We start from the raw sequence: 14055 nt of genomic DNA, 5'->3' as shown, positions 1-14055 counted from the left end.
CCTAGGGCGGAGCAGGAGCGAAGCTCCGTCGCGGAGACCCTAGGATCAATTCCGTTCCCTCAGTCGAAGAGTGCAGCGGAGCAGAATTCTGCACCGCAGCGGTTGCTTCGAAGTCACGGAATGGATCCTCGGGTCTGCGCCGCGTCGCTTCGCTCCTTGCTTCGCCCGTGGATGACGAAGCGAAAGATGTTTCAGCCAATCGCTAATGCATCCGATGCGCCATGCGCGCTGTCCGATCCGTGAACCCTCCACCCCATCGACCGCTTCATTCCCTCGGCTCGGCCGGAGGCTTTGCTTCCTCGGCCGGCTTGTAGAGGTAGAAAAACTGCCACACCGCATAACCGGCGAAGCCCAGCGCGATGACGCCCCAGAACGGCGTGCCGGAGGCGAACTCGATCACCGACCAGACCAGGCAGACCGCGACGATGGCGATGCGGCGCCACAGCGGCCGGAAGAAGGGGTGCTCATAGTCTTTCATCGCGCCAATCCAGGATTTGCCCAAGGCGCATCAGATAGACCGAGCGTCCCGACTAATCCATCATTCATGACGAATCTCCCGTTCAGGCCGGAAAACCCTGCGTCTCGACCGTATAGCCGGCGGCCGTCATCACCCGCATCAGCTCCTTGTGGCCGACCTGCGCCATCTTGAGCGGCGGGTTCTTCTTCGGGTCCTGCTCCGCTTCCACGACGAACCAACCCTCATAGCCATGATCGGCGAACCGTTGGACGATGGCGCCGAAATCGAGCGAGCCGTCGCCCGGCACGGTGAAGGCGCCGAGCGCCACGGCATCGAGGAAGGACTGTTTTGAGCGGTCGAGCCCGTCGATCAGGCCCATGCGCACGTCCTTCACATGGACATGGTTGATGCGCTTGTGGTGGTTGTCGATGGCGCGCAGCACGTCGCCGCCGGCAAAGGCCAGATGGCCGGCATCGAACAAAAGCGGAATGCCTTCGCCGGAATGGCGCATGAAGGCGTCAAGCTCCGGCTCGGTCTCGACCACCGCCGCCATGTGATGGTGGTAGGAAAGCGGCATGCCTTGGTCCGCGCACCATTCGCCGAATTCGGTGACGCGGCGGCCATAGGCCTTCATCTCGTCGCCGGTAAGCTTCGGCTTGGTGGCCAAGGGTTTCGAACGATCGCCCTGGATGGAGCGGCCGACCTCGCCATAGACGATGCAGGGCGCGTCGACCGCCTTGAACAGGTCGATCATCGGCTGGATTCGGTCCTTGTTCCTGGCCATGTCCTCATCGACCAGCGTGCCGGAGAACCAGCCGCCGCAAAGCGTGACGTCGGCCTCTCTCAGGATCGACAGCATCACCTTCGGGTCGTTGGGGAAGCGGCGGCCCATCTCCATGCCGGTGAAGCCCGCCGAGCGCGACTGGCGCAGACACTCCTCCAGCGACACGTCATCGCTCAGCTCCACGAGATCGTCATTCCACCACGCGATGGGGGACATGCCCAGTTTGGCTTTCAAGTCTTCGCTCCGATGTCAGTTCATTATGAGGCGGACGCCGGCTCAGCCCTGACGGCCGCCCAAGGCTTCCTCGTATTTCTTGCGCGCGGCGTTGACCTGGGGCCGCGAGGAGACTTCCGGCACGGCGACGTCCCACCAGTGGCCGCCGGCCTCGGTAGACACCAGCGGATCAGTGTCTATGACCAGCACCGTAGTCCTGTCGTTGTCTTTGGCCTTGGCCAGCGCCGTCTCCAGCTCCGCGATCGACGCCACCTTCTCGGCGAGGGCACCGAGGCTCGCCGCATGGGCGGCAAAGTCGACGTCAGGCATCACCTCGTGGCGCGAGTCCTTCAGGAGATTGTTGAAGTTGGCGCCGCCGGTCGCCATCTGCAGCCGGTTGATGCAGCCATAGCCTCGATTGTCGAGCAGCACGATGGTGAGCTTCAAGCCAAGCATGACAGAGGTGGCGATCTCGGAATTGAGCATCAGATAGGAGCCGTCGCCGACCATGACGACGACCTCCTGGTCAGGCCTTGCCATCTTGACGCCGAGCCCGCCGGCGATCTCGTAGCCCATGGTCGAGAAGCCGTATTCGGCATGGTAGGAGCCCGGCGCGCCGGCCTGCCAGAGCTTGTGCAATTCGCCGGGCAGGCCGCCGGCGGCATGCAGCAGCGTTACATCGGAGCCCATCGCCCGCTGCACGGCGCCGATCACCTGCGCGTCGGAAGGATAGGCCGCGTTGGTCGAGGCCGTTACCTTGGCGGCGGCGACCTGCCATTCCGTCTTGCCCTTCAATGCATTGTCGGTCCAGGCGGCAGGCGCCTTCCAGCCTTTCAGTCCAGCGGCAAGCTCGGCAAGCCCCTCGGCGGCGTCTGCGACCAGCGGCGACGCCCAATGCTTGCCGGCGTCGAAAACCTGGGTGTTCAGCCCGATGATGGTGCGGCCGGCACTCTTGAACAGCGCCCAGGAGCCGGTGGTGAAGTCCTGCAGCCTGGTGCCGACGGCAAGCACGACATCGGCTTCCTCGGCCAGACGGTTGGCGGCTGAGGTGCCGGTGACGCCGACGGCGGCCATGTTGAGCGGATGATCGTCGGGGAGCGAAGACTTGCCCCCCTGGGTCTCGCAAACCGGGATGCCGGCGCCCTGCACCAGCTTGGCCAGCTCGCTGGTCGCCTGCGAATAGAGAACGCCGCCGCCGGCGATCACCAAAGGCTTTTTCGCCCCCTTCAACGCCGCGACGGCGGCGGCCAGTTCATTGCGGTCGGGGCGCAGCCGGCGCGGCGTCCAGACGCGCTCGGCAAACAGGCTTTCGGGATAATCAAAGGCCTCGGCCTGCACGTCCTGGCAGAGCGAGAGCGTCACCGGGCCGCATTCGGCCGGATCGGTCAGCACCTGCATGGCGCGGTTCAGCGCCGGAATGATCTGCTCCGGCCGCGTGATGCGGTCGAAATAGCGCGATACAGGGCGGAAGCAGTCATTGACGGATGCCGTACCGTCGGAAAAATCCTCGGCCTGCTGCAGCACCGGGTCGGGCAGGCGGTTGGCGAAGACATCGCCGGGCAAAAACAGGACAGGCAACCGGTTTACATGCGCAAGTGCCGCGGCCGTCACCATGTTGAGCGCACCGGGGCCGATCGAGGTGGTCGCTGCCATGAAGCGGCGGCGGAAATTCGCCTTGCCATAGGCGATCGCCGCATGCGCCATTGCCTGCTCGTTATGGGCGCGGAAGGTCGGCAGCTCGTCGCGCACCTCATAGAGCGCCTCACCGACGCCGGCGACGTTGCCATGGCCGAAGATCGCCCAGACGCCGCCGAAGATCGGCACTTGTCTGCCGTCGATCTCGGTCATTTGCCGGCTGAGAAAGCGGGTCAGCGCCTGCGCCATCGTCAGGCGAATTGTTTTGCTCATCGTGTTTCCTCCGCAATCCTTCAGCGGTCTTCTTATGCGGCCTTGCGGCCGCGCGCGGCAAGCCACGCCTCGGTCAGCTGCTCGAAGCGCGCGGCCATGTCGGCGATTGCCTCGTCATCCGACATCCTGCCGGCCAGCCATTGTTCGGCGGCGTTGATGAAGATGGTGCGACCGACGGCAAACCCTTTGACGATCGGCGCGTTGGCGGTTGCCGCGAAGGCCGCGACCAGCTCGTCCTGAGGCGCTTCGAGCCCGAGCAGCACGACACCGCGGCACCAGGGATCGTTCCTGACGATCACCTGTTCGATCTTCGCCCAGGCGCCCACCGAAGCTTGCGGCTCGAGTTTCCACCAGTCCGGCTTGATGCCCAGCGCGTAGAGCTCCTCCAGCGCGCGCGGAATGGTGGTGTCGTCGAGCTTGCCATGCTTGCCGGCGATGATCTCGACCAGCAATTCGCGGCCGACTTTCCGCGCCGCCTCGAACAGCGCGCGCAGCTTCTGCTGCTGCTCCAGCTTCAGCGCCTCTGGATCGTCCGGGTGATAGAAACACAGGCATTTGATGCAATGGTCGACCGGCCATTCGGTGAGCTGCGAGCCGATATCCTGCGAGAACTCGAAGCGCAGCGGCCGCGATCCGGGCAATTCGACGGGACGCCCGAGCCAGGCGAAGGGATGGCGTGCGAATTCGAACATGGCGTCGCGCCCGTATTTCTCGTCGATCAACATGCCGTAGCCGTCGCGGCCGGCGGCGACCTTTGCCGCCGCCTTGACCGTCAGCACCTTGAAGTCGGGAATACGCGAAACATCGGCGCCGACCTTGGCGGCAACGTCTTCCAGCTGCACACGATGGTCGCAGGCCAAAGCCATCAGCGAAGGGATGTCGCGCCGCCGCGTCGTTGCCCAATGGATGTGGTTGATCGCCTCGTCCTTGCGCAGAGCCAGATGCTTGCTGCCCTGCTTCAAAAAGAACTGCAGCTCCTCGAAGGTCGGATATTCCGGCGCGCAGAGCAGGCGCGACACGGCGAAGGCGCCGCAGGCATTGGCCCAGGTCGCGGCGGTGGCAAAACTCTCGCCGCCCAGCCAGCCGCGCAGGAAGCCGGACATGAAGGCGTCGCCGGCGCCGAGCACGTTATAGATCTCGATCGGGAAACCCTTGCCGACGACGCCGTCCTCGAGATCGTCGCTGATCGGGCCGTCATAGACGATGCAGCCCTTGGCGCCGCGCTTGAGCACGATGGTCGCCGAGGACAGGGCGCGGATCGTCTTCAGCGCGCTCAGGCAATCGTCGGCGCCAGACGCGATCATGATCTCTTCCTCGGTGCCGACGATGAGATCGCAATCCGGCAGCACGGTCTTCAGCTGTGCCGAGACGCGGTCGGATTTGACGTAGCGCTCGAAACCCTCGGCATGGCCGGCAAGACCCCAGAGGTTCGGGCGGTAATCGATATCGAACACGACCTTGCCGCCCTTGGCCTTCATCAGGCGGATCGCCTTGCGCTGCGCGGCATCGGAATTGGGCCGCGAGAAATGCGTGCCGGTGACGACCACAGAACGCGCCGAGGCGATGAAAGCCTCGTCGATGTCTTCTTCGGCAAGCGCCATGTCGGCGCAGTCGGAGCGGTAGAAGATCATTGGCGAGACGCCTTCGCTCTCGACCGAAAGCAGCACCAGCGCCGTCAGCCGTTCCTTGTCGGTCTTCAAGCCGTCGACCGACACGCCCTCGCGTCGAAGCTGCTCGCGGATGAAACGGCCCATCTGCTCGTCGCCGACGCGCGTCAGCAGCGCCGAGCGCAGGCCGAGCCTTGCCGTGCCGACGGAAATATTGGCCGGACAGCCGCCGACCGACTTGGCGAAAGAGGCAATGTCCTCCAGCCGCGAGCCGATCTGCTGGCCATAGAGATCGACCGAGGCGCGGCCGATGGTGATGACGTCGAGCGGCGGGTATTTCCCTTCCACGGCTTCGCCCATTCGAACCTCCCATCGGCCTTGTTGGATAGAGCAGCGTCGTTTTGGACAGCACGCGCCAGCGACGGCGCGGTGTCGTCAATATGAAATATTAATTCCAATCTACAGTCAATATGGAATGAGTGTTCCCATGCCGAAAAGCGCTCGCCGGCGAGGCTCAGCCCTTGCGCCGGCGCCCGGTTTCGCGGCGCTTCTCGCCGACGGCGACGGTCAGCGCCATGGCCAGCGCCATCGTCGCCGAGATTGAGCGGAAACCGCCGAAATCGGCCTCGGCGACCTCGAACCAGACCTTTGCGAACTGCGCCAGCGGCGAGAAGGACGAGTCGGTGATCGCCACGATCGGCACGCCCTGTTCCGCGATCGAGCGTGTCTCGTCGATGGTCGCCGGCGCATAGGGCGAGAAGCTGATGGCGATGACGGCGTCGCGCGGCGTGGCGAAGCCGATCATCTCGGCGTTCAGCCCTGCGGCCGATTCCACCAGCTGGTTGCGGATCTTGAGCTTGCCCAGCGCATAGGCGATGTAGGACGCCACCGGATAGGAGCGGCGCTTGGCCAGCACATAGATCGTCTCGGCCTTCGCCAGAAGCGCCACCGCTTCTTCGAAATGCGCGTCGTTGAGCGCGCGAGAAATATCGCCCAGCGAGGTGCTGGCGGCGGCGACGAAGCCGTCGAAGATCGCCCGATGCCCGCCGCCGTCCTCGGCCTTGGCGCGCAGCGCTGCCAGCCGCTCATCATAGGAGGAGTTGCGTTCGCGCAGCCGCTCGCGGAAAACCTGCTGCAGGCTGGTGAATCCGTCGAAGCCGAGCTGCTGGGCAAAACGGATCAGCGTCGAGGGCTGAACGCCCGCCGAGGCGGCGATGCTTGCCGCCGTGCCGAAAGCGATGTCGTCGGGGTTGTCGAGCGCATAGGCGGCGATCTGCGCGATGCGCTTGGGCAAGCTCGCGCGCCTGTCCAGGATCGTCGCGCGCAGCGTTTCGAAATCGCGAGGCACCCGTTCGTCCATCGTCGCTCCGCCCACGCCCATAAGGTTTGCCCCTCTCCTGCCTCATCATAACGAGTTCGCGCAAGAACACCATAAAAAATGATTTGGATGTTCCATTCTTTACCAAAATGGACTAATTCATCCACATCAGTATTTTCCCGGAGCGATTCCGCTTTCACGGAACCGCTCCATCTGTTTGTTGACGCAATTCCGGACGGAAAGCCGCTCGGCACTTTTCCTGGAATTGCTCTGGCGCGGAGACAATCGACATGGTCGGAGTGGGCCTCATCGGCACGGGCTTCATGGGCAAGTGCCACGCCATCGCCTGGAACGCGGTCGGCACTGTCTTTCCCGATGTCGAGAAGCCGAAACTGGTGCATCTGGGCGAGGTGAATGACGAGCTTGCCCGGCGCAAGGCCGGCGAATTCGGCTTCGCAAAAGGCTCCGGCGACTGGCGCGCCGTGGTCGAGGATCCTGACGTCGAAATCGTTTCGCTGACCACGCCCAACCAGTTCCACCCCGAAATGGCGATCGCCATCCTCGAAGCCGGCAAGCATCTGTGGTGCGAGAAGCCGATGGCGCCGAGTTTCGCCGAGGCCGAGACCATGGCGGCCGCGGCGAAGAAATCCGGCAAGGTCGCCGTGCTCGGCTACAACTACATCCAGAACCCAGCCATCCGCCACATCGGCGCGCTGCTGGAGGAAAAGATCATCGGCGACGTCAACCTCGTGCGCATCGAGATGGACGAGGATTTCATGGCCGACCCGGAAGCGCTGTTCTTCTGGAAGCACGAGGCTTCGTCCGGTTACGGCGCGCTCGACGATTTCGCCGTCCATCCGCTGTCGCTGATCAAGGCGCTGTTCGGCCGTGTTTCGCGCGTCATGTGCGACATGGTCAAACCCTATGCCGACCGCAAGACCGCTTCCGGCGCCCGCCGCGCGGTCGAGACCTACGACATCGCCAGCGTCTTGATGCATCTGGAAAACGGCGTTGCCGGCACGCTCATGGTCAATCGCTCGGCCTGGGGCCGCAAGGGCCGCATCGCCATCCAGATTTTTGGCTCGAAGGGCTCGATCCTTTACGACCAGGAGCGGATGAACGAATTCCAGCTCTACCTCACCGCCGACCGGCCGACCGAACAGGGCTACCGCACCGTCCTGGTCGCGCCGCACCACAAGCCTTACGATTCCTTCCTGCCGGCGCCCGGCCACGGCCTCGGCTTCAACGACCTCAAGATGATCGAATGCCGCGAGCTCTTGATGCGCATCGCCGGCAAGCCGGCCCGCATCATCGACTTTGACGAGGGGCTGGAGATCGAGAGCACCGTGCATGCCATGGCGCGCTCGTTCCAGGAGCAGCGCTGGGTGGATGTGCGATAGGGCAGACAACTCGATAGGCCTCAGAGCCTTACCGGCTCGAAGCGGCCGGACTTGGCCGAGGCAAGTGCCGCCTCGCACAGGATCATCGCCTTGCGCCCGTCCGCCGGGCCGACCGCCGGCTTTCGTCCCGCCGCGACCGACTGGATGAAATGGTCGAGTTCCGCCTCGTAGGATTGGGCATAGCGCTCGACGAAGAAATAGAGCGGCCGGTCGGCCGCGATCCCGCTCTCGCCGCTGAGGCTGACCGAGGTCGGCGTGCGGTTGCCGGCCTGCAGCATGCCCCTTGAGCCATGCACCTCGATGCGCTGGTCGTAGCCATAGACGGCGCGCACGCTGTTGTTGATGTGGCACTGCCGGCCGGATGCCGTGCGCAGGATGAACATCGCCGTGTCGTAATCGCCGAGTTTTGCGTAGTAGGGCGCGACCAGCGACGATCCGGTGGCGAAGAGCTCCACCGGCTCCTCGCCGAGCAGGAAACGCGCCATGTCGAAATCGTGGATGGTCATCTCGCGGAACACGCCGCCGCCGCCCGCCAATGCCTCCTCGGTTTCCGGTTCCGGGTCGCGGCTGGTGATGATCACCTGCTCGACCGCGCCGATCTCGCCGGCCTCGATCCTTCGCTTCACAGCAGCGAAGGACGGATCGAAGCGCCGGTTGAAGCCGATTTGCAAGGGCACGCCGGCCTTCTCGACCGCCGCCAAGCATGCGTCCGTGCGTGCGATGTCGAGGTCGATCGGCTTTTCGCAGAAGATCGCCTTTCCCTTGGCGGCGGCCTCGACGATCAGGCCGGCATGGGTGCGGGTGGCGGAAGCGATCACCACGGCCTTGATCGACGGGTCGTTCATCACGGTTGCGGTGTCGGCGATCTCCGCGCCTGTTCCGGTGGCGATGCGCTCAGCCGCGTCGCGGCGCGGGTCGACGATAGTGCGCAGGCGCACCCCCGGATGCCGGGCAAGGTTTTTCGCATGCACCGAGCCGATCAGCCCGGCGCCGAACAATGCGGCGTCGATCATTTTTCTACCTTCTGTAATGCCTCAGCGAGCAGCCGCTTCCGCGCCGGATCCCGGCTTGGTGAAGCGCTCCAGTTCCTGCTGCAATTCGCGGATCTCGCGGCCGCCGGCCATCATGTCGAGCACCTCCTTCTCGGTGATGTCGCCCTTGCGGAACGTGCCGAGCGAGCGGCCGCGGTTGAGCATGGTGAAGACATCGCCGATCGGATAGGCATGGTGGATGTTGTGGGTGATGAAGATGACGGCGAGCCCACGCTGGCGCGCCTGCGCCACATAGCGCAGCACGATCGAGGCCTGGTGCACGCCGAGCGCCGACGTCGGCTCGTCGAGGATCAGCACGCGCGCCCCGTGATAGACGGCGCGGGCGATCGCCACGCATTGCCGCTCGCCGCCGGAAAGCGTGCCCACCGCTTGCTGCGGATCGCGCACATTGATGCCGATCTTGCCGAGCTGGTCATAGACGATCGCATCGGCGGCCTTCATGTCGATACGCCTGGCGGGTCCCCAGCCCTTCACCGGCTCGCGTCCAAGGAAGAAGTTGCGGGTGATGCTCATCAGCGGGATCATCGACAGGTCCTGGAAGACCGTGGCGATGCCGGCGTCCAGCGCCTGCCTTGGCGAAGAAAAAGTCACCGGCTTGCCGTCGACATACATCTGGCCTTCGCTCGGCGTGTGCACGCCTGACAGCGTCTTGATCAGCGTCGACTTGCCGGCGCCGTTGTCGCCGAGCAGGCAGTGCACCTCGCCGGCATGCGCGGCGAAAGACATGTCGCGCAGCGCCGTCACCGAGCCGAAGCGGCGGGTGACGTTGCGCAGTTCGATCAGCGGAACGGGCTCGGCCATCAGCGCGCCTCCGTCGCCTTGCGGCGCACGTAATTGTTGACCAGCACGGCGATCAGCAGCATCGAGCCGAGGAAGACCTGGAACCAGTCGGTGTCGATGCCGGTGTAGAAGATGCCCATCTCCACCGTGCCGAAGATCAGCGCGCCGAACATGGCGCCGATCGCCGAGCCGTAGCCGCCGGTGAGCAGGCAGCCGCCGATCACCGCCGCGATGATCGCCTGGAACTCCTTCTGCGTGCCCCGCAGCGTGTCGGCGGAGCCGGCTTCCAGCACCTGGATGACGGCGAACAGCGTCGCCGACAGCGCCGTGCCGATGAACAGCAGGATCTTCACCCGGTCGACCGGCACGCCGACATTGCGCGCCGCGCGGTCGTCGCCGCCGACGGCGAACACCCAATTGCCGAAGCGCGTCTTGACCAGCAGCCATGTGGCGAAGGCCGTCACCGCCACCCACCACGGGATCGACATGGACAGGCCCTGCACCATCGCCGAGCCGTCGGGGCGCGCGGCGATCACGCCATGCGAGGCGAGCCAGGCGAAGACCGGCGCGCCGAACTTGCCGCCGAACAGCCAGACCACGAAGCTGCCTTCCTGGCCGTCGGTGATATAGGGGATCTGCGTGCGCCCGGTGACGGTGCGCGTGATGGCCAGCGTCAGCCCGCGCAGGATGAACAGGCCTGCCAGCGTTACGATGAAGGAGGGAAGCCTTGTGCGCACCACAAGGATGCCGTTCAAAGCGCCGACGATGATGGCGATGACGAAGGCGATCGCCACCGCCAAGGGGATCGACAGCCCGAACTGGGTGACGCAAAGCCCGATTGTGACGCTGGCAAAGCCGATCATCGAACCCAGCGACAGGTCGAACTCGCCGCCGATCATCAAAAGCGCGACCGCCGCGGCAAGGATGCCGAGCTGCGCCGACACCTGCAGGAAATTGGCGATGCCGGCCATCGAGAACAGGCCGCTGTTGCCGGCGGTGATGCCGAAGGCGAGGAAGACGATGATGGTGCCGGTGATGGCGCCGAGCTCCGGCCGCCGCATCAGGCGCACCAGACGTCGCGAAACGGGCTTCGGCTCGGGTGGATGAGCCGGGTTCAGTGCATCGGTCACGATCGTCATCCCAATAAGCGTCCAGGGCATCCCAGGAAAAATCCGAAGCGGCAGGTTCGGCGGCTTCGCCTTGGCTTCCGCCCGGATTTCGTGTCCAACAAGTGCCCGCCGGCCAGAGCGTGATGCCGAAAAGTGTGAAGCGGTTTTCGGACGACATCATGCTCTATCTTAGAGCGCCGGCGGACCATTATAGCATCAGCGGATGCCGGCCTTGCTGAGATCGCGCACGGCGGCCGCGTCATCCTTCATGATGAAGGACGGACCGGTGCGCACGGCCGAGGTCGGGAAGGTCTTGTACATCGCCTTGTTGGTCAGGAAGACGACGGGATAGTAGCCCATCATGTATTGCTGGTTGTCGATGCCGAACATCATCGTGCCTTTGCTGACGGCATCGAGGATCTCGGGCGACAGGTCGAAGGTGCCGATCTTGTAGTTGCCGATCGTGCCGGCATCCGAAAACATCTTGAGCAGCGGCGCCGCGACGGTCGGGCCGAGCGTCAGCACGCCGGTGACGTCCGCATGCGCGGTGAGATAGCCTTCGACGCGGCGCGTCACGTCGGTCGGGTCCATCGTGGCCGCCACCACGTCGGAGGAGCCGCCACTCTTCTTCAGCCCGTCATTATAGCCTTCGCAGCGTTTGTCCAGGCTGACATTGCCGACTTCGTGGTTGATGCAGATGCCCTTCTTGACGCCGGCCTTGGCCATGATCTCGCCGGCCTTGACGCCATTGTCGTATTCCGAGCCGCCGCCGACGAAGAGGTCGAGGCCCCAGGGCTCCACCGCTTCCTCGCCGCTGTCGATGACCACCACCGGGATGCCTGCCGCCTTGGCCGCCTCCACCGGCGCCTTCAGCGCGTCCATGTCGGGGATGGAGACGACCAGCCCGTCCGGCTTGGACGCGGTCGCCGCCTCGATCATGCGCGCCATGCGCACCACGTCGAAGGTTTCCGGCGCCTGGTATTCGACCTTGACGCCGAGCTGCTCGGCGGCGGCCTGCATACCGTTCTTCACCACGCTCCAATAGACGTCGTTGGCCTGGCCGTGGGTGACGAAAACGATGCGCACATCGCTTTCCTTCTTCACCTGGGCCGGCGCAGGCAGAATGCCGGCGCCGGCAAAAGCAAGCGAGAGCGCCGCGGCGCCGAGCACATTCCGGATCGAGAATAAGGCACTCATAGTGGTTCTCCTCAGTTGTTGTTGTGTTCCCAAAGTCTTGGCCTCGACCCTCCCTGGTCAGGCCATTTCGTCATGATTGCAGGTCTCTCCTTGCGGGCATGATCATGCCCGGAAATCCCGGAGCGAGCCGCGGCGGATGGACAGCCCCTCCACGAAGGCTATGAAGTCCGGGTCTGGAAGCAGGTCGAATTCGTCGATGCGGATCTGCGCCGAGTTCGGTTCGATCTCCTCGATCTCGCCGGGTGCATTGGCGTGCAGGCAAAGGAAATTGAGCCCTTCGCCGATCTCACGGAACAGCGCCTCGTAGCGCGCGCGGGCCGGCTGGTTGCGGTGCCAGGGCGTCTCCAGAACCGCGCTCGCCAGCGTCTCGCCGGCTTGCTCCAGCCGTTTCCCCGGCGCGGCATAGACGCCGTCGTCCAGCTTGCCCAGATTATGGATCGGTCCGTAGACCGCAATGCTTTTCGGAAACAAAGTCGGCACGCCGTAGTCGATGCCGACCGCCGCGTAGCGATCGACGAACTCCGGCGAGAACACCGCGCCCATATGCCCGTCGATATGGCTGAGCGACAGCCCGGCAGCCTTGGCCGCATCGATCTGCGCCCGCATCTCGGCCTCCACCGCGTCCGGCTCGCCCTTGGCGCGCAATTCCGGCACGGAGCGGAACAGATAGCCGTCGCTATCGACGATGCCGGACGCCTGGCTCGCCTTGGTCAGCGGCCGCCAGCGGTAGTATTTCTTCTCGGAGGTGAGCGTGATGTGGACGCCGAGATTGAGCGAGGCGTCTTTCGCGCCTTCCTCGGCGATCTCGAGGAACCACGGGCAGGGCACCATCACCGAGCCGCTGTCGACCGCGCCGGCGCGCTTCAGCTTGAGATAGGCGACATTGGCGCCGTGGCACATGCCGACATCGTCGATGTTGATGACGACCTTGCGTTCAGCCGGCATGGCGGACCTCCTGTGCGCGCTCGTGCACGTAGAAGCCCGCGCCTTGCGCCAGCCTCTTCAGGTTGCGGTAGCCCATGGTGGCATAGGTCAAGGGGGGCGCCTTGGCCGGATCCTGCTCTGCCTCCACCACCAGCCAGCCGGAATAGCCTTGGTCGGCGAGGATCTTCAACAGCGTCGGATAGTCGATCGCGCCGTCGCCCGGCACGGTGAAGATGCCTTCCATCACCGCGCCCATGAAGCTCATGTCGGCGTCGCGCGCCTTCTTCAGCGCCGCCGGGCGCACATCCTTGCAATGCACATGCACGACGCGCTCGACATGCCGGCGCAGCAATTGCTCCGGATCGCCGCCCGAAAAGGCGCAGTGCCCCGTATCGTAAAGCAGGCCGACCGCCTCGCCGCTGCTGTGCATCAGCCTGTCGATCTCCGCGTCGGTCTCGACGATCGTGCCCATGTGATGATGGAAGGCCATGCCGACGCCGAAATCGGAAAAACGCTCGGCAAGCTTGGTGATCTTGGCGCCATAGGCTTTCCATTCCCCGTCCATCAGCTTCGGGCGCTGCGAAATCGGGTCGTGGATCGCGCCATGCCGGCCGCGCGAGGTGTCGGCATAGACCACATGTCTCGCGCCGAGATCCCGAAGCAGCGTCAGATGCGGCCGGATCGCCTCGAATTCCTCGTCCACATCCTTCTCGCAGATGCGCCCGTCATACCAGCCGGAGACCAGCGCCAGCCCGTGATGGTCGAGGATGGGCCGAAGCGTGCGGCTGTCGCGCGGGAACTTGCCGCCAAGCTCTGTGCCGGCATAGCCGGCTTCCGCGGTCTCGCCGAGGCAGGTCTCGAGCGGCGTGTCGCCGCCCAGTTCCGGCACGTCGTCATTGGTCCAGGTGATCGGGTTTATGCCAAGTCGAACTGTCGTCATTGCTCGCTTTCCGCCCCGCAGCCGGGATGGCTGCGGGGTGTCCGGTCTCGGGAGGAGATGGCTGCGATTGCTGGCGACAGGGCGCGAACCCCGCCGTTTCGCTCGGCAGGACGCCCTCCCAGCACCCTGCCCAACTTGCCTCGTCTTCGACGTCTTACCCCAACGTCAGTGCGGGAAGTCTATCCCGCTCTGTCTCCCCCGCGAGGGCCAGTTTTCCGGAAAATGAAGGAACCAGTTTGTGCTGAAAGGCGGATGTGGCAGGATGGGGGATGGGAGATTTGCAAGCGCTCACGCAGCACCGGCGGCCATCGTCGGCGCGAGGCACCCCCCTCTGGCCTGCCGGCCATCTCCCCCGCAAGGGGGGAG

At 64.7% G+C, this 14055-nt stretch carries 12 protein-coding genes; 1 reads left to right on the top strand and 11 read right to left on the bottom strand.

The genetic code is table 11. From position 1 onward, the window contains the following. Positions 1-265: 265 nt before the first annotated feature. The 5 genes from FJW10_RS17620 to FJW10_RS17600 form a co-directional block, all read right to left on the bottom strand. Positions 266-478, bottom strand: a complete 213-nt coding sequence (locus tag FJW10_RS17620) for a DUF3329 domain-containing protein (RefSeq protein WP_140834285.1) — start codon at positions 476-478, stop codon at positions 266-268. Between the two features lie 82 nt (positions 479-560). Then, positions 561-1475 (bottom strand): myo-inosose-2 dehydratase, encoded by a 915-nt coding sequence (gene iolE / locus FJW10_RS17615; RefSeq protein ID WP_140901051.1) that lies wholly within the window; start codon positions 1473-1475, stop codon positions 561-563. 42 nt (positions 1476-1517) lie between these two features. Then, complete coding sequence (gene iolD / locus FJW10_RS17610) at positions 1518-3362, bottom strand: 3D-(3,5/4)-trihydroxycyclohexane-1,2-dione acylhydrolase (decyclizing) (protein ID WP_140901050.1); 1845 nt, start codon at positions 3360-3362, stop codon at positions 1518-1520. A 32-nt stretch (positions 3363-3394) separates the two neighbouring features. Beyond that, complete coding sequence (gene iolC, locus FJW10_RS17605; protein ID WP_140901049.1) at positions 3395-5329, bottom strand: 5-dehydro-2-deoxygluconokinase; 1935 nt, start codon at positions 5327-5329, stop codon at positions 3395-3397. Between the two features lie 154 nt (positions 5330-5483). Then, entirely contained in the window at positions 5484-6329 is an 846-nt protein-coding gene (locus FJW10_RS17600; protein WP_181177561.1) for a MurR/RpiR family transcriptional regulator, read from the bottom strand. A 248-nt stretch (positions 6330-6577) separates the two neighbouring features. Here FJW10_RS17600 and FJW10_RS17595 point away from each other — a divergent pair, with 248 nt between their 5' ends. Then, positions 6578-7687 (top strand): Gfo/Idh/MocA family oxidoreductase, encoded by a 1110-nt coding sequence (locus tag FJW10_RS17595; RefSeq protein ID WP_140901047.1) that lies wholly within the window; start codon positions 6578-6580, stop codon positions 7685-7687. 20 nt (positions 7688-7707) lie between these two features. On the opposite strand, the gene iolG is transcribed toward FJW10_RS17595, so the two are convergent. The 6 genes from iolG to iolE (FJW10_RS17565) form a co-directional block, all read right to left on the bottom strand. Further along, entirely contained in the window at positions 7708-8700 is a 993-nt protein-coding gene (gene iolG, locus FJW10_RS17590; protein WP_140901046.1) for an inositol 2-dehydrogenase, read from the bottom strand. A gap of 21 nt (positions 8701-8721) precedes the next feature. After that, positions 8722-9540, bottom strand: a complete 819-nt coding sequence (locus FJW10_RS17585; protein ID WP_140834270.1) for an ATP-binding cassette domain-containing protein — start codon at positions 9538-9540, stop codon at positions 8722-8724. Next, on the bottom strand, positions 9540-10649 hold the full coding sequence (locus tag FJW10_RS17580) for an ABC transporter permease (protein WP_246674294.1): 1110 nt from the start codon (positions 10647-10649) through the stop codon (positions 9540-9542). The genes FJW10_RS17585 and FJW10_RS17580 overlap by 1 nt, the downstream gene beginning before the upstream one ends. Before the next feature lie 195 nt (positions 10650-10844). Further along, complete coding sequence (locus tag FJW10_RS17575) at positions 10845-11825, bottom strand: sugar ABC transporter substrate-binding protein (protein WP_140834266.1); 981 nt, start codon at positions 11823-11825, stop codon at positions 10845-10847. A 102-nt stretch (positions 11826-11927) separates the two neighbouring features. Then, a complete protein-coding gene (locus FJW10_RS17570) occupies positions 11928-12770 on the bottom strand; it encodes a polysaccharide deacetylase family protein (protein WP_140901044.1) in 843 nt (280 codons plus the stop codon). Further along, positions 12760-13689 carry a myo-inosose-2 dehydratase gene (iolE, locus tag FJW10_RS17565; protein WP_140901043.1) on the bottom strand — a complete coding sequence of 310 codons (930 nt, stop codon included), beginning with the start codon at positions 13687-13689 and terminating at the stop codon, positions 12760-12762. Before iolE (FJW10_RS17565) ends, FJW10_RS17570 begins: the two co-directional genes overlap by 11 nt. Positions 13690-14055: the final 366 nt, after the last annotated feature.

This window comes from Mesorhizobium sp. B4-1-1 (genome assembly GCF_006439375.1).
In the GTDB taxonomy this organism is placed as follows: Bacteria; Pseudomonadota; Alphaproteobacteria; order Rhizobiales; family Rhizobiaceae; genus Mesorhizobium.
Note: the sequence above shows the minus strand (reverse complement) of the source record. Positions and strands in the feature narration are given on the sequence as shown.

Coding starts and splice junctions, on each gene's coding strand:
- FJW10_RS17620 (WP_140834285.1), bottom strand. CDS start 478: ATGAAAGACTATGAGCACCCCTTCTTCCGGCCGCTGTGGCGCCGCATC.
- iolD (WP_140901050.1), bottom strand. CDS start 3,362: ATGAGCAAAACAATTCGCCTGACGATGGCGCAGGCGCTGACCCGCTTT.
- iolC (WP_140901049.1), bottom strand. CDS start 5,329: ATGGGCGAAGCCGTGGAAGGGAAATACCCGCCGCTCGACGTCATCACC.
- FJW10_RS17600 (WP_181177561.1), bottom strand. CDS start 6,329: ATGGACGAACGGGTGCCTCGCGATTTCGAAACGCTGCGCGCGACGATC.
- FJW10_RS17595 (WP_140901047.1), top strand. CDS start 6,578: ATGGTCGGAGTGGGCCTCATCGGCACGGGCTTCATGGGCAAGTGCCAC.
- iolG (WP_140901046.1), bottom strand. CDS start 8,700: ATGATCGACGCCGCATTGTTCGGCGCCGGGCTGATCGGCTCGGTGCAT.
- FJW10_RS17585 (WP_140834270.1), bottom strand. CDS start 9,540: ATGGCCGAGCCCGTTCCGCTGATCGAACTGCGCAACGTCACCCGCCGC.
- FJW10_RS17575 (WP_140834266.1), bottom strand. CDS start 11,825: ATGAGTGCCTTATTCTCGATCCGGAATGTGCTCGGCGCCGCGGCGCTC.
- FJW10_RS17570 (WP_140901044.1), bottom strand. CDS start 12,770: ATGCCGGCTGAACGCAAGGTCGTCATCAACATCGACGATGTCGGCATG.
- iolE (WP_140901043.1), bottom strand. CDS start 13,689: ATGACGACAGTTCGACTTGGCATAAACCCGATCACCTGGACCAATGAC.